The sequence below is a fragment of the Peribacillus butanolivorans genome (assembly GCF_001273755.1).
Taxonomy (GTDB): Bacteria; Bacillota; Bacilli; order Bacillales; family DSM-1321; genus Peribacillus; species Peribacillus butanolivorans.
Genome location: NZ_LGYA01000001.1, coordinates 1,676,049 through 1,699,889 on the forward strand (window position 1 = coordinate 1,676,049; position 23,841 = coordinate 1,699,889).

Consider the following 23,841-nt stretch of genomic DNA (forward strand, 5'->3'; position numbering starts at 1 on the left):
TCTACATCATATATATCTATCTACTTTAGATGAAGAAGGCTTAACGAACAAGATGATTTATTAAATTCAAAGCGAGAGGACCATGAAAAAACGTCATCCTTTTCGAGTATTTTACTCAAAGAATAACGTTTTTTGTGTTTAAAATTGTTTCGTTTTCTTGATAGGCATGTTTGATAAGGTATACCTTTATCCAAAAAGGCTTGAACCTGACTTTCCCCTTTTGAAATATCCAGACCAACGACTGGATTCATTCTAAATCTCCTCCTAATCTAGTGGATTACAGGTACCCCTATTTTTCCTTGCAGTGTCACAGCTTCGCTTGTTATACGAGATCTACGTCCCAATCAGCCTAATCATGTTTGTACAAGTAGGGGGCAAACTGTTTAGTTGACGGGGTCTATCTCCACGAGCAGTTACGTTTTGCCCCGGCTACCGTTATAATCCATATAAAAATTGGTCAACCAGAAATAACTTGCTGACCTTATAATACGATCGGGTCAGGTTAGCATAACTGGCCTCCACCCCTTGGATAGGCATGACGAAGGAATGAGAGGGCAATTGACCCGTTGAGACATGGGAGGGAAAGCCTCCAGGGGCGGCGTGGAGATGTGTATTTTATGGTAAAATATGGAGTGGTAGCTGACTCCTTTATTTAACTATGCCATCACGAAGCCTAACTGATCTGAACTCATTTCATTTACCCGTAAGTCTAATTACAAGGGTTATGAAATCCTGCGAATAAGTGAGCATTCGAGAGATATTCGCATCAAACTGAGAGAGTTGAAGAATGGTTTTTACTCTTATTTAACAATTATGCATATTGTCAAGGATGTAGTTTAGGATTACTAGTGATGAACCGTACCATAAGTAAATGAGGTTTTTAGTATGGTCGGAAGACACCTTCAACAAAGAAAGCTAGCCAAGGGCTGGCTTTTTTTTCAGTAAATAGATCTGTGCCTAATAACTCCTCGAATATTCTTGTTTTAAATATAGTTTCAAAGGTGTTTACATCTCGATTTATTATATTACTATGAATGTTTACTTGTAGTAATTTGTGATATTTAATCCAATCAAGTAGTAATATATCATTCTATTATTTATCCATACACCGCTACTAGTTAAGCTGCTTTAGTTTTTGTAACTTAGATAAATCTGGACTTTGAAACTATTTAAAAGTCATGACACTAGGTAAAAACGATTATTTTCTGATAATTTACATGAAATTAACATGGAATTAACCTTCTATATAAATAACCAGATTATTATTGGGGAATAATAGGAGGAATGAAATTTTGAGAAAACTATTTTGTAAAAGATTTATTAATTTACTAGTTATTGCACTACTGGTTCTACCCATCTTCTCAAGTCTTGCCATTCGTGCGCATGCAGAAGATACCGTGTCGGTTAAATTACTTTCGGTGAATGATTTACATGGTAAGATTGATGTAACAGCAACAATTAATAATGTAAATTACGGACGTGCTGATTATTTGGCTACTTATTTAAAAGCCCGTAAAGCAACCAATCCAGATAACACGCTAATTATCCATTCTGGAGATATGATTGGTGGCAGTTCTCCGGTTTCAGCTTTACTTCGAGATGAACCTACTGTTGAAATCATGGAAGCAATCGGATTTGATGTAGGAACTGTAGGTAACCACGAATTTGATAAAGGTACACAAGAATTCCTTCGGATGGTAAATGGCGGTGACCATCCGAACGGCACACAAGGATATAACGGGATGGACTTTCCAGTTATTGCTGCAAATGTGGAATACAAAGATAGCGGAAAGCTCATATTAGATCCCTATGCCATTAAAGAAGTAGATGGTGTTAAAATTGGATTTATTGGTGTAGCTACGGTTGAAACGCCTAATATGGTGATGGCCTCAGGTATTCAGGATATTCGTTTCACGGACGAAGCTGCCGCTGTTAATAAATATACGGAGGAGCTAAAAGCACAAGGAATTAAGGCAATTGTCGTTTTAGCTCACGTTCCTGGAAATCAAAGCGGTGAAACGGCCACTGGTCAAATTGCAAGTTTAGCTAAGAACGTAGATGACGAGGTAGATGTCATTATTGCTGCTCATAACCATGTGAAACTCAATGCGATTGTAGACAACAAACTTATTGTCCAAGCTTGGGAATATGGAAAATCCTTTGCGGATATTGATTTGAATATTGATCGTGCTACAGGAGACATTGTTGAAAAACATGCAGAAATCGTTGATGTTATTCAAGAAGGTGCAACTCCTGATCCAGAGGTTAGTGCCATTCTAGCCAAATATAAAGAAATGGCTGGACCAAAATTGAATGAAGTCATGGGTTATGCTGCTACTCCAATGACTGGCGGATACCCTATCAAAGGCATTATTGGTGACAATGCTCTTGGAAACTTGATTGCAGACGGAATGAATGATGAAATGAAGTCTGATTTTGCCTTAATGAACGGTGGAGGAATCCGTGACTTTCTAGCCCAAGGCGAAATTACTTGGGAAAATCTTTTCAATATCCAGCCATTTAATAACACACTGGTTACGGTCACCATTCCAGGATCAGCATTAGAACCTATATTAAATGCTCAGATTTCATCCTATGGGCCAGACGTCTCTATTAGTGGATTCTCATATACATGGGATAGTGCGACAAGGAAAGTAGTGAATATCTATCTTCCTGATGGAACACCAATTGATAAGAATGGGACCTATACGCTTACTGTCAACAATTATATGTATGAACATGAGACTGATAAATATAAAATTCGCCAATATGGCAATGATCCAGTTCAAGGACCTGAAGATTTACAAGCTACTGGAAACTTCGTGAAAAGCTTTAATGGACCAATCCATTATGTTGCGGAAGGAAGAATCTCGGAAGACTTCAAGGCACCTGAACTGGCGGATGTGGTATTACATGAGGCTGACTTGAGAGACGGATCGTATCTTCATGAAGTTAAGGTATCCTTGGAAGCAACAGATGCAGGTATCGGGATTTCGCATATTGAGTATAGCCTAGATAACGGTGTCACTTGGAAACGTTATGATGAGGGGCTAACTATTAATAAAGAAGGTAAAAACTCTATTCAATATCGTGCGATTGATAAAGTGCATAATGTTTCAGAGCCGAAAGCTCTTGAGGTATTCATTACACCTGCATCAGTCGAAAATGCGATTTCTTTAGTGAAACAAGCAGAGGGAAATAAAGAAATCAAAACATCGCTTATTGCTCAATTGGAGAACGCAATTAAAACTTTTGAAAAAGATAAAGAAGATAAAGCTTATCAATCTTTAGAAAAAATTTACTCGCGTATTAGCAAGCTCCCAAATAAGCATTTAGGGGAAGTGGACAAAAACGAAATCATGTTCATGCTTCAATACATCATTGAACATAGAACAGAAACTAGCGGGAATGAGTTCCCAGCCTTATTAGCAAGTTAGTTTTCGATTCGAGTCTTTTATAATAAATAAAATGATGGCAAGGATAAAAACATGAGCTTTCGAAAAAGTAGGATGGTAACCAGAAAATAGGAAGTGAAAAAACAGATAGAGGCTTGTTTTACGCGCACTCTATCTGTTTTTTTAATTTACTCTATTCAACGTTAGAGTGAACCGTACCATAAGTAAATGAGGTTTCTAGTTGAAAGTTAAAAAGTATTTAATTCTTTGAATTCATTATTATCTTAATAAAAATAAGCACTCAGTCAAAAACCATATGACAATCGCCAGCTACTTTCAGAAAAAGATTAAAAAATTCAAAAGCAAGTGGAGAAAACAACCTGTTTTTCGCCACTTGCTTTATTTTAGGGACTTATCGGACAGCCCCCTTGTGGAATTAATAATATTAATATAAAAAATTAACATTATATTTATATAGTTTTGGTTTAATTGAATTGTAAAATATAAATCTCCTTGGAGGAATCATTAGATGATTAATAAGAAAATTGTGAAAACAGGAGCTACTTTAGCACTTGCCTTAGCTATTACAGTTCCAGCACTATCACCGACAGCAGCTACTGCAAAGGAAAATAGTAAAATTGAATCTGTTAAATTTAATGGAATGAAAGCACCAGCTACTATCGATGAAATGGTAAAAACGTATACAACTGCAACCGTTGATGTAAAATATAGCAATGGAAAAGTAAAAACATTTCCGTTGTCCTACAACTACCTATTTAAATCGGAAGATAAGGTAGCAACCGTTAAAGGTGAAAAAATTCCTGCAGGTACACCAATTGATGTAAAAGGAAATCCAATTAAGGATCCAAGTAGCACAGACGGAAAATATTTTGTTTCAGATGCTCCGGATTCAAATAGCTTATTAATGCCAATTGACGGCAAACTTTATATGGTTACACATTATGAATATCAAACAATTGATGCTGCTGGTCAATCAGCATACGGTTTAGTCCCAGCATCTATGTCTTTAACTGAGATGGAACAGGACAAAAAAACAGGTGAACTTAAACCTGTAAAAGTAGAAAAAATCGATTTTTCGGCAGTAAATGGACTTTGGATTCCATGTAATGGTTCTTTATCACCATGGAATACGCATTTAGGTTCAGAAGAGTATGAGCCAGATGCTCGTCAATTTGCGGACCCTACATCAAAAACAAGAAGTCAAGTTGAAACATTTGCTCAATTCTATTTTGGAAATAAAGCAAAGGCTAATCCTTATTTCTATGGCTACACTCCTGAAATTACAGTTGATAAGAAGGGGAAAGCATCGGTTGTAAAACATTACAGTACAGGGCGTTTCTCCCATGAGTTAGCTAAAGTAATGCCTGATAACAAAACTGTATTTTACGGTGATGATGGTGGTAATACAGGAATGTTTATGTATATAGCCGATAAAGCAAAAGATTTATCAGCGGGTACACTATATGCAGCTAAGTTTAAACAAACAGGTACTGAAAATGGTGGTTCAGGAGACTTAGAATGGATTAATTTAGGACATACAACGGATAAAGAAGTGGAAAAAATTATTGACAGCGGCATTACATTCAATGATATTTTTGAAACTTCTGATGTACCAAAAGAAGGTTTTACTGCGATTAAACAATATTCATATGGTAAAACAGAATATCTAAAACTTAAACCTGGTAAAGAAAAAGCAGCGGCCTTCCTTGAAACACGCCGATACGCAGCAATGCTTGGTGCGACTACTGAATTTAACAAAATGGAAGGTTTAGCGCTAAACGAAAAGGATAAAAAAGTATATATTGCTATTTCCGATCAAAGTAAGAGTATGGAAAAAGATTCAACAGGAAAAGACCCAGCAGACCATATCCAATTACCAAAAATTAAAGCTGGTGTAACCTATCAATTAGATTTACAAGGTGGTCAAAAGGATAGCGAAGGAGAGGCTATTCATAGCTCTTATGTAGCACCATCAATGTATGGATTGGTGGTAGGAGAAGACCTTCCTAATGCTGATGCATATGGAAACACTGCAAATGTAGACAAAGTAGCTAATCCCGATAACTTAAGTTATTCTGAAGCAATGCGAACCCTCTTTATTGGTGAAGATAGCGGTGCTCACACAAATAACTATGTTTGGGCATATAATGTTGATACGAAAGAATCAAATCGTATTCTATCTGTTCCAGCAGGAGCCGAAGCAACTGGATTATTTGCTGCTGATGACCGCAATGGATTCTCATACATTTTCAGTAATTTCCAACATCCTGGTGATGAACTAGATGGTAAGTCAGTTACAGCTGTTAACAAAGATGAATTACTTAAAGCTGTTGACGAACAAATTGGCATTAATAAAACAGGGGGGATTGGTTATATCTCTGGTATACCTTCTTTAACAAAATATAATAATGGTAAATATCAAAAAAGTTTAGAAATTGATAAAAAATGATAAGTTTAGATTAGGTAATGAACCTAAATGAAGGAACACAAATTTACGTAACGGCAACTGATGCAGCCGGAAATATAAGCGCTGATAAAGTTACTAAGTAATGGATAAACTGGCTCCTAAAATACCTTCAGTAAATGAAGTTATTGTGCTTATAAAAATAAAAAGGGCTGTCATAAAAGTGATTAAAAAATGACTTTTGTGACAGCCCTCATCCATTTTAATTTGGCTCTGTATTATTTGTTGGGGTTAAGACACAATATTGAAGCAATAAAAAAACGTAGGAATCTTATTTTAGAAATGAGATTCGTGTCTCACTTCAAGCAGTGGCAGAACAAGTGGGTATTTTGCTAGAGAGAAACCTATAGGTGGGAAATAGAATTAGATTGTGAAGGATTGTACGTAAACTTTAGCCAATATCGATTGTTATTATAAAGAATCTCTTGAACCAAAAAACCAGGATGATCCTAAGAAATAAAATTATAAATATTGTTTTATTAATCCTGTACGTAAAAGTACACATTTATAAACATAAAAAGTCCTTAGATTCTATTAAATCTAAGGACTTTTTTGATTGCCTCTAATCCTAATTATGTTAAGTAGGGCTGGCGTACACTGGTTCTTCTTATTTCACATTTCACATACTATTTTTTGAACGTATTTTTCCGTTTTGTTGCTGATAGGTCGAACCCGTAAGTGACATTTCTGTCATTCTTATTTATTTATTGTTAGGTAAATCGATGGAAAGAAATTGAAATGATTTTTAAAATAGATATAAACTCTGTTGTAGAAAGGAATAAGTCCAGAGAATCCTTTACAATCACCTTATTAGTTTGGTTGACGTTGTTTGTAATTTTTGTACTTCATGGGAGAATAGATACACTTTATCTGAAAGTAGATACTTTATAAAAAAGCCACCCTTCCAAAGTATTGTATAGAAAGATAGCCCTTTGGGCGTTTTAAGGAAACGACCTTGTATTAACCTGATAGATGGCGAGACCCGTATTAGAGAATGTACGGTTAACTTAAATGAATTTTAAAGTTCTTATATTAAAACAAAAAATAATACTACCAAGAAAAGGAGAATGACTGATGAATCGAAGTTTGGTTGATCGATACAATCAATCTATCATTTTCTTTGATGGAGAGAGAGTGTATAAGTTGAAAGGAGAAGTCTATGAAAAAAGTATTCGAAGTATTAAAGAAAATATTTGTTTTATTTATTGCCTTTAGCTTGCTCGTATCAGTATCTGTTTTTATTTACCATAACTCTCAATTAAGTAAGGAAGCAGCACTCCTTAAAAGTGAGGGAACAGTCGTTAAGTTTAATAATAAAAAAATTAATGTCTATAATGAGGGAAGTGGTGAGGATACATTTGTATTTATGGCTGGCTCCGGGATCGCTGCTCCTGTTTATGACATGAAAGGACTATATAGCAAGTTTTCAAAAGAAAATAAGATAGCTGTTATTGAAAGAGCTGGATATGGGTATAGTGACGTTTTTAACGATGACAGAGATATTGACAAAATACTAGAGCAAACTAGAGAAGCTCTAATAGAAAGTGGAAATAAACCTCCGTATATATTAGTGCCTCACTCATTATCAGGGATAGAAGCTATTTACTGGGCACAAAGATACCCAGATGAAATAAAGGGAATTATTGCTTTAGATATTGGTTTACCTCAACAGTACGTAACACATAAAATGAACCTAGTTGATTCATTGACAGTAAGAGGAATAAATATTTTAACGAAAATTGGTTTGCACCGACTTGTTCCTTCTTCTACTTATAATCCTGAAGTGATTCGGCAATCATTTTTAACTGAAGAGGAAAAAGAAATTTATAAAGCATTATACTATAAACAATTTTTTAATGATGATATGAAGCAAGAACTTTTACAGGCTTATGAAAACGGTAAAAAATCAGTTAACCTTCCGATACCAAAAGAAACACCTATTTTATTTTTAGATGCAATTGCTGACCAATATAAAAACTCGAAATATACAAAACAAAAAAACAAAGATTATGAGGAATTTGCAGAACAATTAGAAATAGCAGATGTCATAAAAATTAGAGGTACACACAGCATTTATTTATACGTGCCTGATGAAATATATAAGCTTTCAATGGAATTTATCAATAAGGAAGTTGAAAAAAATGAAATCCTACGTGATGAAAGGATTTAACATTTTAATAGTAGAAGGCGATTTGATGATTGGCGATTTACTTCAAAAAATTTTGCAACTCGAAGCGTACTATGTTTGTTGGAAAACGGATGGAAGAGAAGTTCTGGATATCATCCATAAGATAGATTTAGTCATAATGGATGTTATGTTACTAGGTGAAGAGGGCTATCAAATCACAAAGAAAATAAAAAACTAGGATTAAATATTCTCATAAATTTTTCTCTCTGTCCGAAATGATATGGTTAATCCTTATGATTCTAGATAGTTACTATTACAAACTTTTTTAAATTGCGGGGTAGAAAATACAATTGACTAAGAACATAGGATCGTTGAATTATTAGCAGAAATTATAGATTAAATATTAGTTGAACTTGATTAAAAGTTATACCATTTTTGGTGGAATCTTTAATGTTTCAGGAGGGGATTTGGAATTATAGAACTAATACTTTAAGGTCAAGGCTCTTACCTTGGATACAGCTTCGCTCATCTATATAGGAAATCCAGGATAGTAGGTGGATGATTATGAGTTAATTGGTTAGTTGACTGGGCGGTAAATAAAAAGAAAAGGTACTAATTCCTTATTTGTACGGAATCAGTACCAGGTATAGATATTTAATAATCTTTCTTATTAGGGAATCACTTACCGGTTAATTAAGCAATTCCCTTCGTCATAACGAACGATAATGACGAGCTTGTGTCTATCCCCATGGTGTTCCAATCACGACAAATATTAGCCAAGCAAGTCCAGGTCCGATAACAACAAAGCATGCGGATGCAATTAAGAGTTTTCTAAAAAATTCATTTTGGTTCATACCTTGAGCATTTGCGAGCAACATAGCACCATTTGTTGAGAAAGGACTTATATCCACAATGCTCGATGCAAAAGAGATGGATGATATGACACCTATGGATGATACAGTCGGATCCTGAAGAATTGGAATCGCGAGTGGAATAATGGCTGCCAAGAAACCTGTTGTTGAGGCGAAAGATGAGATAATTCCTCCAATATAAGATGCTGTTAGAGCTGCCATTACAGAATTATTCATGCCAGCTATTAACTGGGTCATATATTCGATAACACCGATTTGTTCTAGTACTCCTACATAAGTCACAATCCCTGTTACCATAAGGATAATTGGCCAAGGCATACTCTGTAAGACGCCTTCTTGCCTTTTTGGAGCCATCAAGAAAAGTGCCAACCCTACTCCAAACCCGGCAAAGCCCATGTGTACATTGTACCCTAGAGCTAGGACGACTAGAAGAGCTATTCCAAGAAGTGTGAATCCTCTATACCAAGTTAAACGCCCTTCTGATTTTCCTGAATTATCTTCTGGATTATCCACTTGATTTACATTTATATCGATTGTTTCTACTGTTTCTACTGTAGCTGCTGTATACAGGTGAACAGAATCTTTCCTAAAAAACCGAAGTCCTCCAAAAAGAATGAATACTATAATCGCAACGAATACACATAAGATAAAGGTGTTTAAGAAAAGCAAACCTGGTGAATGTGGGAGGTTTTGTGAATCCATCATACCGTTCACAATCACACCAAAAAGATGAAGTGGTGAGAAACCACCCGCAGTCACCCCTATAAGTAGCATTAATCCCATCATAAGAGGATTAATCTTGTATTGAAAGGCAACTCGTAACGCAATTGGACTTAAGATAGAAGCAGAAGCAATGGCAGATGTACCGATACTGGTCAAAATAGCACCCAGGGCGAACATAACCCATGGAATTAAGCCGGTGTTACCTTTAACCAAAAGGAGCCCCCATCTACTAATTAAGTCGATGGTTCCATTTTTTTGGACAATTGCAAATAAGAATGTGACTCCTGCAAGTAGGACGAATAGATCTGCAGGAAATGCACTAAAGATCTCGTCAACGCTTAGCCCACTGACTAACACACCCATGATAAAAGCTGCAACAAAACCGATAATACCGATGTTTATTGGGAGAATAGCTCCAATGATAAACATAAGTAAAAGTAATATAATAGCTCCGATTTCTATGCTCATAAAATGACCCCCTAAGTTTAATAAATTGCTCATGTGTGACCTGATCAAATGTGCTGAACAAATCCAATTGCTAGCTTCTTAGAGGTAGGCTCGCACTGTAACAGACACATAAGAAAAATACTCTATAAAAATTTAAAACTTTGATTCACAAGTCTGAAAACGCTTTCAAATAGAAAAAATATGAATGCCAATAAATAACCTTATTAGGGAATTATTTTTTTGAGTTTTTTTCAAATGAAGAGTAATTGTCAACAATTTATTAATATCATCAAGAGTAATTGCATAATACAAGACACGTTTAATTTCTGTTAAACCAATTGTAGAGTAGTTTCATTTCTTTAACCTCCTTTCCTTAGTTTAAAAAACTAATGGCGATTGTCGACAAAATTATGCTGATGCTTGTAATTCTAATGAAATTAGAATTTTCTGTCAATGTTTTTTTTATCAATTTTATTAAATTCCCTTAATCCATAATAGGAGGGTGTAAATTCAAGAAGTTTTGTTAAACCAGAAGTTGGTTTTTGTACCCTATGTATTTGAAAGAATAAACCGCATTTTGGGAAAGGCAAATAAGCCTGATCGTAGAGATAGGCTTTTTCACTTTTTTCAATTGCTAAGTTTTCATGTTGAAAAAACAAGGGAAAGTGTTTTTAGGTAGGAAACTATGGAATATGGTTTTATAATTTTGTTTTTCAACGTGCTTTTCTTCTAGTGTCATAGTTCATACAGTAATACAGTCCTCATCAACATTCATACCACATGCACATTCAATAACTACATTCATTGAAAACACCCGTTTCAGCTTCAATAATTGGAATTGGTAAGATCAACTTGACCTTTGTTCTGCATGGATTGTTAAGGGAAAATCTAATTATTAAAGCCTTTAATGCTAGGTTGTGATTTACCTCTAGGGTTAAAGACTTTTTGGTTATGCTTTATTAAAACTTTTTTTGCATCATCAAATTGTTTTTTACGTAAATGATTTAAAATAATATGGTGTTCTTTAAGTGATTTATTAATATTCTCTACCCATTCAAAAGAAAGTCGTTGCAATGATAGTAGCGGTAGTCCTAATCTCGAATACATATTGGCGATAATATCACTTTTACTCATTTCGATAATCCCCAAGTGGAACTTTTGATTCAACATCGCGTATTCCAAACGGTCACCATCAACCAGATCCATCTTATTAACAAGCTGTTCCATATGAATTAGAGATGATTCAGGTGTATCGAGTTCTGCAATCCTCTCTATTGCCAGGCTTTCGAGCATCATTCTTATTTCTAACAGATCAATAATATCTCTTTCTGAGTAGCCCTTTACAACGGAACCTTTTCTTGGGATCCGTTCAACTAAACCATCGATTGCTAATAAATAAAAAGCTTCTCTTATTGGGGCTCTGCTTGTCCCAAATTCTTCAGCATAATTAGCTTCTATTAATTTGTCTCCTGCTTTAAGTTTCCCAGTAATAATTTCTTCAGTTATTTTCTCGGCTATCAGCCTAGATAGTGAGTTATTATCAAAAATGTTGTTATCAACCATTATTTGTCCTCCTTAACCTGGACATGAGTTTTGAACTTTTATTAATGTATACAATACCAGAACTTTTAGAAAAATCGAAGTAAACTTTTTGGGAAAATCCTACTCATTTAAAAATTTTTTTTAAAAAGCAAAATATAGTCATCAAACTAAGTCAATTGAAATGAGAAAAAGGGTGAAGATTGCCACTCTTTTTAGAAGTAAATACAACCAATGTTATCGACAAAATTGAAAATACACGTAATAAGCCTGAAAATAAATAGTCAGAAAATTATATAAATTAATAATTATTAGTTGAATTTACATTAAAAGTATATTAGGATGTAATCATTCACAATAAACGATTGTCGACAATATACTATTTTAGTTTCGGTATATGATAATTTTTATAAAAGAGCAAGTAAAGGCGTCATCTAATTCAAATTTATTAAAGGGGTGAATTCAGCATGAAAGTTACGATTAACCGAACTGAAACGAATGGGAAAATTACCTTACAAGAAAGCGGCGGATTTGCGATAGTGACCATACACCGACCAGAATTAAAAAATGCACTGACAAATCGAATGTGGAAAGATTTAGCAGAGATGGGGAAAATGATAACTCAAAATCCAAAAAATAAAGTCGTAATATTACGTGGAAGTAAAACTCATTTCTCTGCTGGCTCCGATATTAAACAATTTAATGAGTTAACAATTGCTGAGGCAAATGAGGCATTTCGATTAATGGAAGAAGCCATTTCTACTTTTGAAAAAATACCATTACCTACAATAGGCGCCATAAATGGTCCTGCGTTAGGTGCCGGTTTTGAATTGGCCTTAGCATGTGACATACGAATTGGCACGCCACACACACTAATGGGAATTCCTGTTGCAAGACTAGGGATTACTTTGAACCAACCATTTGCGAAAAGAATAGCCGACATGATCGGAAAAAGTAGAACAATGGATCTAGTTTATACGGGTCGTTTATTAAATCCAACAGAGTGCTATCAATTGGGCCTAATCAATTATCTTCTAGATGATGAAGAAGATATTAATCATTTCATTATAAATCTTGGCAAAAGGATCTTGGAGCAGTCACAAGCCTCCCTTTTAGCTGTAAAACGGTCAGTTGCTTATAATTATCCGACTATTTCCATTCCATGGGAAACGGGCATTCAATCCAGCGTTGACCCTATTGACTTTCCAGAAGGTGTTCGATCTTTTGTAGAAAAAAGAAAACCCAACTTTCAAAGGAGACGATAATATATGCAACCACTAAAAGGAATTAAAATAGTAGATTTAACCCGTATTTTGAGTGGTCCATACTGTACAATGACACTTGCTGACCTAGGTGCAGAAGTAATCAAAATAGAGTCCCCAAAAGGTGACGATACAAGAGAGTGGGGTCCCCCTTTTTTACTAAATGAAAGCGCTTATTTTTTAAGCGTTAATCGAAATAAAAAAAGCATGGTACTCAATTTAAAAGAAGAAACAGGGAAAGAAATTTTTTTAAAGTTAGTTAAAAATGCTGATGTTGTAGTTGAGAATTTCCGTCCAGGTACTTTAACGAGACTTGGTATAGGTTACGAGGTACTTAAAGAGCATAATCCAGGAATTATTTTAGCTTCAATTTCCGGATTCGGTCAAACTGGTACATATTCACAGAAACCAGGATATGATGTTTTAGCCCAAGGTATGGGCGGGTTAATGTCAGTAACAGGAGAACTCGGGAAAAGACCTGTGAAAGCAGGATTTTCCATGGCGGATGTCGGTACTGGAATGTGGGCAGCTTTTGGCATTTTAGCAGCTTTGCATGAACGCAATCATTCTGGCGAAGGTCAGTGGGTAGACACATCCCTACTGGATACCGTTGTTTCGTGGCAAACTTATTTAGCAGGCAATTATTTTGCGACAGGAAAAAATCCAGAACCACTGGGAGATGCTCATCCAAATATTGTCCCTTATCAAGTATTTGAAGCATCTGATGGATACTTCATTCTTGCTGTTGGGAACGATGGTTTATGGGATAGATTTGTTGAGGTGATGGATTTACAATCCATAAAAGATCAAAGGTTTGTAACCAATTCAAAGAGGGTGGAAAACCGAGAGATACTTATTCCTCTCTTAAATAAAGTGTTTCAGAACAAAACAATTAATGAGTGGATAGCATTATTTGAATCAGTGAAAATTCCGTGCGGTCCAGTAAATAAGTTTTCAGACATTCTAAATGATAAACATATGTATGAACGCGAAATGATAATTGAGAGGGAGCACCCAACACTTGGGCCTATTAAAATGTTAGGAATTCCAGTTAAATTTTCAAGAACACCAGGGGAGGTTAAAACTGTGCCACCTCAATTAGGGGAACATACGACCGGGATTTTGGAAGAGTTAGGTTATAGTGATGAAGAAATCTCACGCTTTGCTGAATTAAATATTACAGCTCCAGAAAAAGCTAGTCTAATAGAAAAATAGATGAAAAAAGTATCCTTTATGGAAGCCTAGGAGGATAAAGATGTTAATAGACCCGGAGACGCTAACATCTAAGGAAATATATAAATTGCTCATTGGTTCAGTTGTCCCAAGACCGATTGCTTGGGTTTCTACGGTTAGTAGAAATGGAGTATATAATTTAGCACCTTTCAGTTTTTACAATGTTGTTTCGCGAAACCCGCCAATGCTCGGCATTTCAATAGGTCCAGGTGTCGGTGAAAGAAGTGGAACAGAAAAGGATACGTTGACAAATATACGTAGTGAAAAAGATTTTGTCATCAATGTAGTGTCCAATAAGGTTGCAAATCAGATGCATTTAAGTTCTGGTAATTTTCAACCTGAGGTTGATGAGTTTAAGAGTGTAAATGTAACACCAATGGAAAGTAAGATAGTAAAATCTCCATTAATAATGGAAGCAGATATAAAAATGGAATGTCGATTAGAGAAAATTATCGAACTTGGATCAGATCATCTCGTAATTGGCAGACTTGTTCAATATCATATTATTGACGATTTATATTGTGATGGGAAGGTCAATATAGGAAAATTACAACCAGTTGGTCGCCTTGCTGGAAATTATAATCTTGTTGAAAATATTTTTCTTCTCCCCAGATAAAAAAGGGAGTGATAATCTGATGAAAGCCATTTATGTTAATCGATTTGGAGGTCCAGAGAAATTAGAAGTAATAGAAACAACTGTGCCTCTCATAGCTCCAAATCAAGTTCTAATACAAGTTGCCGCAGTGAGTGTTAACTTTGCTGATATAAAAGCAAGATTAGGTAAGTATCATGGAAAAGGCAACCCGCCTTTTATACCAGGATTAGATGTAGCTGGGATAGTAGAATCTGTAGGTAATTCAGTGAAAAATGTAAAGGTGGGGGATCGGGTAATTGCCTTTCCAGCCAACGGTTCTTATTCAGAATATTGTGTGGCTGATGATAAACTAACCTATGTCATTCCTGGTAATGTTAGCTTTGATATTGCAGCAGCATGCCCAGTTGTTTCAGTAACTTCATATAATCTACTGTCACAATCTGCGAATGTAAAAAAGGGAGAAATCGTTGTTATTCATTCTGCCTCTGGTGGAATAGGTACAACTGCAATACAAATTGCAAAAGTATTAGGTGCAAAGATGATAATTGGAACAGTGGGAAGTGATGAAAAAATTGCAACAGCTAAAAGCGCAGGTGCAGATGCTGTGCTTAATTACAATACAGAAAGCATGGAGCAAAGAATTCTTGAATTAACAAATGGACAAGGTGCTGACGTTATTCTCGATTCAATTGGGGGGAAGATTTTTGAAGAAAGTATGAAATATCTTGCTCCTTTCGGAAGAATTGTCTGTTTTGGAAGCTCATTAGGAGAATCAGGTGTAGTCAAAACCAACGATCTCCATAAAACATGCCGTTCCGTATTAGGATATAGTTTAGGAACCCAGTTAAAGGCACGGCCAGAAGCATTAGCTCAACCAGTTTCAGATGTATTGAAATTAATTGAAAACAAGGAATTAAAAATAGTCATAAGTAAAAAATTTAAATTAAACGAGGCAGCAGAAGCACATAAATGGATTGAGAGTAGGAATAGTGTAGGGAAAGTTCTGTTAATTCCATAATGTGAAAGAGGATGATTAATGAAGAGTGAGGTTAACGAGTCACTTCATATTTTCATCCTCTTTTCTATTAATCTTTTTCTAAAGTAAGACTAGAAATATAAACATCGATTGAATCTAGCTCAATTTCCAAGACAGAAAGGAGAATAAAGGTGATTTTCTCTTGAATCATTTCGATCATTTTTATAATATTTTGATCAATCGAGGAAACGAGTTCGACCTGTATTTGTAGTTTAGGGACATTGGAGAAATTATATCTAATGTTGCTAACTTTTGACACCTCGACTAAGTTTTTGCAACTGAAAATTGTAATATCTTTTAAGGCAGTTTCAGATATGAAGATAGTACCTTTGTTAAAGTTTGGCTGAATAATTGTTGTTTCACCAATATATATTTTTTGATTAGAAAAGATTTTCTTACCCTTTAAGATTATCTTTTTAACCATGCTAGGTTCGATTTGAATATATGGGATCGGTATGACATGTTTTTCTTCTGTCTTTCGTACAAAGAGTGCCATTTTAATTTCCTTACTGGAACGGATATCAGATACATCAGTATATTGGTCAATTTTCCCTAATTTTAATTTTTGGGCAATTAAATCAACCATTTTGATTGAAGTACCTACTATTAAAATTTTATCAATCGAAGCTCTATGAATAGCTTTTATTACTTCTTCTTGATGCTCATCGTAATGAAATATAGCTCGCTTAACCGCCTTAATATAATTTTTTTCGTATTTTGCAGAAGTTCCTGCAATTTTCCGGCCTTTAACAATTAAAAGACCATCGTCAATAAAGGCAGGAATCCCTTTTTTATGGGTATATTGAAGAACAGAAGTGCTCTTTCCGGTACCGCTTTTTCCAACTAATGCAAAAACTTTCAAGAAAAATCCCCCTTAACTTCCGGTTTATATAAAATTTACCTTTTAAAGATAATTTTTATATTCTAGCAAATATCGAATTGAAGGAAATTACTTTTGAGTCAATTTCCCTTCTAATCCATTAATAAAATAAATAAAATAGTTAACAAAAAATGTGATTAGAAAAACTGATTAACACAAAATCCTTTGAAAAATAAGGTTTCAATCTTAAACGCATACTAGATTATTGGAAAATAAGTATAAATTGTTAACAATTTGTTGAAGGGAATTTAGCGATAACATATAATATACTCAAAGACATTATATCATTCTTAAGTGGTTGTTCAAAAAGGTCAGGAAAAGTTCCGCAAAAAGAAAAAAGATTTTTCTTATCGCGAAGTTATTTCTAGGAAACTGACCCTAGTATTGTGAATCTCTTCATTGATTCGCTTTTTTCCTCCTTTTTGAGCATTCGCTTAAAGTTATTTGTAAAAGAGGTGTATTATTATGGAGGTCGATAAGCATCTTCCAAAAATTATTGCAAGTCAAATCGTTACTGATATTATAAATAACGTTTTGGAATCCGGGGAAAAAGTAATTGAAGAGCGATACGCGAATAGTTTTGGTACTAGTCGAGGTCCAGTTCGAGAAGCACTTTATATATTAGAAAATGAAGGGATGATCGAGAGAATTCCCAAAAGGGGTTCATTTGTAAAAAAATACAACAGACAGGATCTCTGTGATTTATTTGAAGTCAGAGGATCTCTAGAAAACATGTCACTAAGCCGCCTTAAATATCCATTACAAGAGGATCAGGTAAATGAAATTGATCAAATAATTAGTGATATGGCTACTGCAAATATGGAAGTTTATGCACAACTAAATAATGATTTTCACTATAAAGTCTTGTCTTTATCAGGGAATGAGGTTTATAAAAATATTTTTTCTCGTTTGGGAACACCATTGATAACCTTACAAAAGTTAGTTTTAGAAACTCCTGAAAGTGTAAAGCAATCGTATGAGGAGCATAAAATGCTTTGGAAGGCTATAAAAGTAGGGAAAATTAATCTTGCAAAAGCAGTGTTAGAAGACCATATTGAAAGTGGTAAAAGAAGGTTTTATGAAGCAGTTGAAAAAAATAAAAAATAAAGGAATGTATCTTTTATTTTTTGTCCTAAATTATCAAAATATTTAAAATAATATAAAAAGTGCAAGTCGAAATGATTATTCATTAAATGGACATTGAATAAAAAAAGGGATTGTAGATGGAAATGGAAACGGAAACGTTAGAAGGTTTTAAACTATTAACATTTAGCCGTCTTCTAGAAAGAAATGCTATTAATATGAAAATGATTTAGGGGGGTAAAGGTTATTGAGCTGTTTTAGAAAAATGATGATATTGACATTCTTATGATTTCGGAACAGGTAAAGCCTTTTGCTCTGGAGAAGAAGATACAACGAAATTCTTAATTGTGATTATGGAGGAAAATGGTGACATGGTTAAAAGCAGGTGAATCCAACGATACCTGTTATTGGTGTAATTAAGGAGTAGGCTGAAGTATTTCTGAACGAAGAGAACTTGAAGATAAGTCCAATCAATGTAAAGTTCACCATACTAATAATCGTGAGACTTTTGAATTATTTGTAGAGAAAGAGAAAATTAGACCAGTAAAAGGGTGATATTGGTGTCGTTAGGTTACCCGAAGAATCTACTATATTGAAAAAGTAATAGAAGGGACGTAGAAGAGATGGCTGAAAATCTAGAGGTAGTGAACAAAAATAGTATTAGTAATGATCCACTTTATCTCCAAATAGAAGGAAATATAGCGTTTATCAATTTCAACAGACCCGGAAAACGGAATGCAATTAGTTACGAAATGTGGACGAAAATACCTGATTTAATAGAAGAATGCGAAAAAAATTCACAGGTTAAAGTAATTATTTTTAAAGGTGTAGATCATAGTGCGTTTTCGGCAGGAGCGGATATAAGCGAATTTAAAACATTACGTTATACAGCTGAAGGGGCTGATAAATATAATAGGGCAACGATGGTCGCAGAAAAAGCTATTATGGATGTTTCCAAACCAACAATAGCCATGATTAAAGGGTTTTGTGTGGGAGGGGGCTGTGAAATAGCAGTTGCATGCGATTTTAGATTTTCTGATGAAAATGGAAGATTGGGCATTACCCCTGCCAAGCTTGGATTAGTTTATAATACGCCTGGAACAAAGAATATTGTCGACCTTGTAGGCCCTGCAAAAGCAAAAGACATTCTATATACAGGCCGTTTATTAGATGCTGAAGAAGCTTTTCGAATTGGGTTAGTGGATCGTATATTTTCCTCAGGCTCAATTGAAAAAGAAACTTTGGATTATGCAAAACTAATTTGTAAAAATGCTCAATTGTCAGTACGGGGGTCAAAAAAGATTATTAATGAAGTTTTAATGGGAGCTACCAAGGATTCTCAAGAGACAGCTCAACTTGTAATCGATTCTTTTGTTTCAGAGGATTATAGAGAAGGTGTTCATTCTTTCCTAGAAAAACGCAAGCCGAACTTTAAATATTCTTAATATGTAAATGAGTCATACTGAGAAACTTTCTTGAGGTGTAAGTTTAGAAAAGAAATAAAAAAACGTTGAATGAATTTTAATTTAATATCACACGCACCTTAAGAAAGGGGATTTTTACATAAAAGGCTTAAAACGATTGAAATGAAGTTAAAAAAAGGGATATAAAAGGACATTCTATATAAAATCGGCGTATTGTGTGATAACGAAAAAGCGAAATGACTGAAAGTCTATAAGACAGATGGAGGATAAAGATGGATCAAACAAAAACCAGCAACAATGTCATCTCACTTAAGAATATTAATTGGAAACGCAATGGGAACCAAATATTAAATGGGGTTTCATGGGAAGTCCAAACGGGGGAACACTGGGCGCTTCTAGGTTTAAATGGATCAGGAAAAACATCTCTTTTAAAAATGATTACGGGATATCAATGGCCCAATAGTGGTGGCGAAGTTTCTGTTTTAGGAAACATTTTTGGAAAAACGAATATTCCTGAGCTGCGGAAATCCATAGGTTGGGTGAGTTCCTCCTTAGATCAGGAATATCAATCACGGCCGAATGATACAGCACTTGAAGTAGTCTTAAGTGGTAAATTTGCTTCTATTGGATTATATGAGGAAATTACAGAGAATGATATAAAAAAAGCAAATAAATTACTAGACCAATTTAGAATCAAACATTTGTCCAACCAATTCATCCAATCTCTTTCTCAAGGCGAAAAAAGAAAAGCGATGATTGCAAGGGCTCTAATGTCTTCGCCTCGTTTATTAATTTTAGATGAGCCTTGTAATGGATTGGACATTTACTCTAAGGAAGAACTATTAACCACTATTGAAGATTTGACTGCTGCACCGAACGGCCCAACCATTTTATATGTTACACATCATATCGAAGAAATCGTTCCATCAATAACCCATGCTTTGTTAATCAATTCAGGGAACGTTATTGCAAAAGGCGATAAAAAGAACACATTAACAGAATCATTGTTAGAAAAGACCTTTCGTGTCCCTATAACTTTAGAATGGGACAATGATCGTCCTTGGATCCGGATTAAATCGATGTTAGCGACTGTAAAAAATTAAAACTTCTGGAAAGCATTCTGCGTGAGTAGTATAATCAGTAGTTCTTCTATGAACTTTACACGAGTTTTAGGGGATTTTCGCTCTTCTGAAAAGGGTGTCAACTGTTATTTATAGAGATTCAATGGGAGCAACGTTTTATAGAACAACACCCTTATGTTAATCATTAATGACCCGTTCGTAAAAATTGACTTTTACGAACGGGTATTTTTGTTTTGACAATACCTTTTTCTCATTCACCTTAATAGTATGTCTGGTTGAGTGGTTGACAATGTAAGGAATATGGTCTTGCATATATATGATACGATGAAAGTAGCCCTTCGTTTTTTGATTTGGGCAGGCTGGGTAAAAAAAGTGAATAAACAATCATATTAGGTCAATTCTATATACAAGAATGAAAATAAAAAGGAGATTAGATCGTGAAGCCATATGAAATAAAAAATATGATTATTGATGACGAGTTTGATGTTGAAGAAACAGTTACAGCTGATTTTACTCACAATTATAAAGAGTATAGCATTACTTTTAATAAAGCAGATCTTGAAATAATTAATACATGGGTTTTTGAGGATGGTTCATCTCTTCCATCAAATTTATCAGATACTATCATTGAATCAATAAGGGAAGATATTAAAAAGAGAATCTAGTCATATGAACTAGATCTTTTTTGTGGTCATTTTCTTGATCGAAGAAAAGTTTAGCCTAGTTTATATTGATGAAGAAGTAGAAATTATTTGGCTTTACCGACAAACGTCTTAAACTCGGAACAGAATTGATGACAAATATGATCGCTTCAATCCATGCTGAGATGTATGATGAGACCTTTTTTATATCTCTGGTTTTTATACAATACTGGCTCCAATTGAAAATAGGAAACAGGTAGTATAGGTGTTTGTTCCAAGTCCCAACCCGTGGGGCAGAAAAAAGGACTTTTGCGTATTTTATTTCCTAAAGGATCCATTATGTTAACTAATGATTAGTCTCATTTATCCACGATTAAAGATGGTTCAACCAATGAAATACTTGCCTATAATGTGTCTAGCCGAATGACATTAGATTTAGGTACAGATACATTAGTAAAGTTAACGAAGAATAAACGAGTAAAGTTTGCCGAAGGGGCCTCTATTCACTCTGATCACGGAGTACACTATACTGGTCCACTTTTCAAAAACACGTAAAAAAACTAGGACTTGGGCAATCCATGTCGAGAAGAGGGAACTGTTGGGATAACGCTCCACTAGAGTCCTTCTTTGGTCATTTTAAAGATGAAGTCTATATTAAACCCTGTAATACAATAGAAGAACTTAAAAAGGAAATTAAAAGTTATATGACGTACTATAACAATTTAAGATATCAATGAAACTTAAAGAAGATGACTCCTGTTCAATACAGAAATCACCTTCTCAAGTGGCATGACCTTTTTTAAAAATGTCCTTTACATAGGGTACAGTTTAATAACTGGTTGACCTTATATTACGAACGGGGCGGGTTAGTTCCATAAGGAATTCTGAATTTTATGGTAAAGTAAAGGAATAATTGATTATTTAGTTTGGGGGATTTTTAGTGGAGGCTATCATCCCTATTGTTTTTTTATATTTTTGGGTTATTTATTCTATATATAGTTATCGAAACAGCAGTAAGGAAAGGTATTAATAGTTCAATTATTGGTCAACTTCTTGAAAAGAAGTAGGGAATTAAAGGAAGATAAAAAGTCTTTTCTTGATGATGAATTAGATAATGATAAATAAAACGGATTATTAAGCTAACAGGTGCTTCATTTCATTAAGGGAATTGCTTTGGCAGCTCTTATTCTTATGGAGCTAACGGGGCAGCTTTCCTATGAGTCTTTTTCTTCAAATGTCCAGTTATATCCTTTTTAAATAGGTTAATCCATTTGAAAGAAAAACCTTTGAAATCGGATGACTATAAAACTCTAATAAAACACGAGAAATTGAGAGATTTCTCTTTCTTTATTGAGGGAGTTTAGTTACATACAGCAGGAATGGGGCGAATACGTAGCCGCTAATGCTTCGCTTGATATACCTATGATGTTATTACTGTAATCCATTGAAAAGTTGGCAGAAGATAGACTGCTAAAAAATTCTTGAGAAAAGGAGACATTAGAAATGACAACTTCAAAGAAAAATGTAAGGACTTGCAATAAAGGACACAAATATTATAAGGGTAGCGACTGTCCGACCTGCCCTATTTGTGAGCAAGAACGCAAACCTGACAACGGATTTCTTTCACTACTCTCTGCGCCAGCCAGACGAGCAATGGAAAACAATGGGGTAACTTCACTACAACAGCTATCAAAATTTAGTGAAAAAGAGATTTTGCAATTTCACGGTATGGGACCAGCTTCTATACCTAAACTTAGGACTGCTTTGGAGACAAATGGGTTATCATTCAAAAATTAAACACCAAGAATGATTAAACTTAAGTAATGCATTTTATGCCTACTGGAGCATAATTTTTATTCAATTCCTTCCTCAAGTCACAGGGGCTTTATGTCAATAAGGGATTAGAAAGATCGATGGTTCCTGAGTTTTTTTGGCCACCATCCTTGTTAAACTGAAAGTAACTCTAAAAAGTGAGGTAACGAAAATCATGAGTTCCTATACTCCCTATTTTGAATTCAATCGAAAAAAGTGGGCATCTTTACGAAATCATACTCCTCTTCCTTTAACTGAAGAAGAATTAGATAACTTAAAAGGAATAAATGAAGAAATATCTATTCAGGAAGTAGAAGAGATTTATTTGCCCTTGACTCGATTAATTAATTTATATGTCGAAGCTTATCAGCAACTTAACATAGCTACTTCTTCATTTCTTAAAAATAATATTAAAAAAGCCCCTTATATTATTGGAATTGCAGGAAGTGTTGCTGTAGGAAAGAGTACAACAGCAAGGTTACTTCAAACATTATTATCTAGATGGGATAACCATAGAAATGTAGGTCTAGTCACAACAGATGGTTTTTTGTACTCAAATGAGATTTTAGAAGAAAAAGGAATGATGAAAAGAAAAGGGTTTCCTGAAAGTTATGATACACAAAAATTAATTAATCTTATCGGAGATGTAAAAGCTGGAAAAAATAAAGTGGAAGTTCCAATCTACTCACATTTGACGTACGATATTTTGCCGAATGAAGTACAAACTATCAGTAATCCAGATATTTTAATAGTGGAAGGTGTTAATGTTCTTCAAGTTGACAAAGAAAATCAAGTATTTGTCAGTGACTTTTTTGATTTTTCACTTTATGTTGATGCAGAGATACATGACATAGAAAGGTGGTATGTTGAAAGGTTTCTTCTACTTCAAGAGACAGCATTTCAAAGTCCCGAATCCTATTTTCATCGGTACATTAACTTGTCTAAAGAAAATGCTATTAAACAAGCGACTCAAATTTGGGAAGAAATTAATTTGAAAAATTTACATGAAAATATACTACCGACAAAAGGACGGGCCAATCTAGTTTTAAAAAAAGGATCAGATCATAAAGCTGAAAATATCTATTTACGAAGATAATATAATTTAAAACTTTTTAAAAAAATAAATATATCTAATTCAACGAACAGGTGCATTAGCGCCATAAGAAGGCCGCCAATTGGCGGCCTTTTGAAAGTATGTTTCTTA

At 34.5% G+C, this 23,841-nt stretch carries 17 protein-coding genes and 2 pseudogenes; 15 read left to right on the top strand and 4 right to left on the bottom strand.

The window, feature by feature from the left end:
• Positions 1-20: 20 nt before the first annotated feature.
• On the bottom strand, positions 21-251 hold the full coding sequence (locus AKG34_RS28275; RefSeq protein ID WP_053345598.1) for a hypothetical protein: 231 nt from the start codon (positions 249-251) through the stop codon (positions 21-23).
• Positions 252-1,292: 1,041 nt separating this feature from the next.
• On the opposite strand from AKG34_RS28275, the gene AKG34_RS08015 reads away from it, so the two are divergent.
• The 4 genes and pseudogenes from AKG34_RS08015 to AKG34_RS08030 form a co-directional block, all read left to right on the top strand.
• Complete coding sequence (locus AKG34_RS08015) at positions 1,293-3,437, top strand: bifunctional metallophosphatase/5'-nucleotidase (protein WP_053345599.1); 2,145 nt, start codon at positions 1,293-1,295, stop codon at positions 3,435-3,437.
• A gap of 487 nt (positions 3,438-3,924) precedes the next feature.
• Positions 3,925-5,865 carry a PhoX family protein gene (locus tag AKG34_RS08020; RefSeq protein WP_053345600.1) on the top strand — a complete coding sequence of 647 codons (1,941 nt, stop codon included), beginning with the start codon at positions 3,925-3,927 and terminating at the stop codon, positions 5,863-5,865.
• Between the two features lie 1,174 nt (positions 5,866-7,039).
• Positions 7,040-8,050: an alpha/beta fold hydrolase gene (locus AKG34_RS08025; RefSeq protein ID WP_053345601.1), complete on the top strand. Its 1,011-nt coding sequence runs from the start codon at positions 7,040-7,042 to the stop codon at positions 8,048-8,050.
• Positions 8,037-8,291 (top strand): annotated as a pseudogene (locus tag AKG34_RS08030) (response regulator); the annotation flags it as partial. The gene AKG34_RS08025 and the pseudogene AKG34_RS08030, both read left to right, overlap by 14 nt.
• Positions 8,292-8,748: 457 nt before the next feature.
• On the opposite strand, the gene AKG34_RS08035 reads toward AKG34_RS08030, so the two are convergent.
• Both AKG34_RS08035 and AKG34_RS08040 read right to left on the bottom strand, forming a co-directional pair.
• A complete protein-coding gene (locus AKG34_RS08035) occupies positions 8,749-10,071 on the bottom strand; it encodes an SLC13 family permease (protein WP_053345602.1) in 1,323 nt (440 codons plus the stop codon).
• An 867-nt stretch (positions 10,072-10,938) separates the two neighbouring features.
• Positions 10,939-11,613 (bottom strand): GntR family transcriptional regulator, encoded by a 675-nt coding sequence (locus AKG34_RS08040; protein WP_053345603.1) that lies wholly within the window; start codon positions 11,611-11,613, stop codon positions 10,939-10,941.
• A 443-nt stretch (positions 11,614-12,056) separates the two neighbouring features.
• On the opposite strand from AKG34_RS08040, the gene AKG34_RS08045 reads away from it, so the two are divergent.
• From AKG34_RS08045 to AKG34_RS08060, 4 genes are read left to right on the top strand one after another with little or no spacing between them, the layout of a single operon-like run.
• Positions 12,057-12,854: an enoyl-CoA hydratase/isomerase family protein gene (locus AKG34_RS08045; RefSeq protein WP_053345604.1), complete on the top strand. Its 798-nt coding sequence runs from the start codon at positions 12,057-12,059 to the stop codon at positions 12,852-12,854.
• Positions 12,855-12,857: 3 nt separating this feature from the next.
• Complete coding sequence (locus AKG34_RS08050) at positions 12,858-14,066, top strand: CaiB/BaiF CoA transferase family protein (RefSeq protein WP_053345605.1); 1,209 nt, start codon at positions 12,858-12,860, stop codon at positions 14,064-14,066.
• Positions 14,067-14,106: 40 nt separating this feature from the next.
• Positions 14,107-14,700 carry a flavin reductase family protein gene (locus tag AKG34_RS08055; protein WP_053345606.1) on the top strand — a complete coding sequence of 198 codons (594 nt, stop codon included), beginning with the start codon at positions 14,107-14,109 and terminating at the stop codon, positions 14,698-14,700.
• Between the two features lie 19 nt (positions 14,701-14,719).
• Positions 14,720-15,697 (top strand): quinone oxidoreductase family protein, encoded by a 978-nt coding sequence (locus tag AKG34_RS08060; RefSeq protein WP_053348035.1) that lies wholly within the window; start codon positions 14,720-14,722, stop codon positions 15,695-15,697.
• Between the two features lie 67 nt (positions 15,698-15,764).
• Here AKG34_RS08060 and AKG34_RS08065 read toward each other — a convergent pair whose 3' ends face one another.
• Complete coding sequence (locus AKG34_RS08065) at positions 15,765-16,577, bottom strand: hypothetical protein (RefSeq protein WP_053345607.1); 813 nt, start codon at positions 16,575-16,577, stop codon at positions 15,765-15,767.
• Positions 16,578-17,060: 483 nt separating this feature from the next.
• On the opposite strand from AKG34_RS08065, the gene AKG34_RS08070 reads away from it, so the two are divergent.
• From AKG34_RS08070 to coaA, 7 genes and pseudogenes are all read left to right on the top strand, one after another.
• Positions 17,061-17,702 (top strand): GntR family transcriptional regulator, encoded by a 642-nt coding sequence (locus AKG34_RS08070; protein WP_053345608.1) that lies wholly within the window; start codon positions 17,061-17,063, stop codon positions 17,700-17,702.
• Positions 17,703-18,301: 599 nt separating this feature from the next.
• Complete coding sequence (locus AKG34_RS08075; protein ID WP_053345609.1) at positions 18,302-19,123, top strand: enoyl-CoA hydratase-related protein; 822 nt, start codon at positions 18,302-18,304, stop codon at positions 19,121-19,123.
• A gap of 251 nt (positions 19,124-19,374) precedes the next feature.
• Positions 19,375-20,205 (top strand): ABC transporter ATP-binding protein, encoded by an 831-nt coding sequence (locus AKG34_RS08080; RefSeq protein ID WP_053345610.1) that lies wholly within the window; start codon positions 19,375-19,377, stop codon positions 20,203-20,205.
• A 416-nt stretch (positions 20,206-20,621) separates the two neighbouring features.
• Entirely contained in the window at positions 20,622-20,849 is a 228-nt protein-coding gene (locus AKG34_RS08085) for a hypothetical protein (protein ID WP_053345611.1), read from the top strand.
• A gap of 333 nt (positions 20,850-21,182) precedes the next feature.
• Positions 21,183-21,562, top strand: a pseudogene (locus AKG34_RS26695) (IS3 family transposase); the annotation flags it as partial.
• Between the two features lie 766 nt (positions 21,563-22,328).
• Positions 22,329-22,622 (top strand): RNA polymerase alpha subunit C-terminal domain-containing protein, encoded by a 294-nt coding sequence (locus tag AKG34_RS08090; protein ID WP_053345612.1) that lies wholly within the window; start codon positions 22,329-22,331, stop codon positions 22,620-22,622.
• Between the two features lie 190 nt (positions 22,623-22,812).
• The gene (gene coaA / locus AKG34_RS08095) at positions 22,813-23,733 is read left to right on the top strand and encodes a type I pantothenate kinase (RefSeq protein ID WP_053348036.1); all 921 of its coding nucleotides are present in this window, start codon (positions 22,813-22,815) and stop codon (positions 23,731-23,733) included.
• Positions 23,734-23,841 lie beyond the last annotated feature (108 nt).

Coding starts and splice junctions, on each gene's coding strand:
- AKG34_RS08080 (WP_053345610.1), top strand. CDS start 19,375: ATGGATCAAACAAAAACCAGCAACAATGTCATCTCACTTAAGAATATT.
- AKG34_RS08045 (WP_053345604.1), top strand. CDS start 12,057: ATGAAAGTTACGATTAACCGAACTGAAACGAATGGGAAAATTACCTTA.
- AKG34_RS08060 (WP_053348035.1), top strand. CDS start 14,720: ATGAAAGCCATTTATGTTAATCGATTTGGAGGTCCAGAGAAATTAGAA.
- AKG34_RS08035 (WP_053345602.1), bottom strand. CDS start 10,071: ATGAGCATAGAAATCGGAGCTATTATATTACTTTTACTTATGTTTATC.
- coaA (WP_053348036.1), top strand. CDS start 22,813: ATGAGTTCCTATACTCCCTATTTTGAATTCAATCGAAAAAAGTGGGCA.
- AKG34_RS08050 (WP_053345605.1), top strand. CDS start 12,858: ATGCAACCACTAAAAGGAATTAAAATAGTAGATTTAACCCGTATTTTG.
- AKG34_RS08020 (WP_053345600.1), top strand. CDS start 3,925: ATGATTAATAAGAAAATTGTGAAAACAGGAGCTACTTTAGCACTTGCC.
- AKG34_RS08025 (WP_053345601.1), top strand. CDS start 7,040: ATGAAAAAAGTATTCGAAGTATTAAAGAAAATATTTGTTTTATTTATT.
- AKG34_RS08075 (WP_053345609.1), top strand. CDS start 18,302: ATGGCTGAAAATCTAGAGGTAGTGAACAAAAATAGTATTAGTAATGAT.
- AKG34_RS08070 (WP_053345608.1), top strand. CDS start 17,061: ATGGAGGTCGATAAGCATCTTCCAAAAATTATTGCAAGTCAAATCGTT.
- AKG34_RS08090 (WP_053345612.1), top strand. CDS start 22,329: ATGACAACTTCAAAGAAAAATGTAAGGACTTGCAATAAAGGACACAAA.
- AKG34_RS08040 (WP_053345603.1), bottom strand. CDS start 11,613: ATGGTTGATAACAACATTTTTGATAATAACTCACTATCTAGGCTGATA.
- AKG34_RS28275 (WP_053345598.1), bottom strand. CDS start 251: ATGAATCCAGTCGTTGGTCTGGATATTTCAAAAGGGGAAAGTCAGGTT.
- AKG34_RS08055 (WP_053345606.1), top strand. CDS start 14,107: ATGTTAATAGACCCGGAGACGCTAACATCTAAGGAAATATATAAATTG.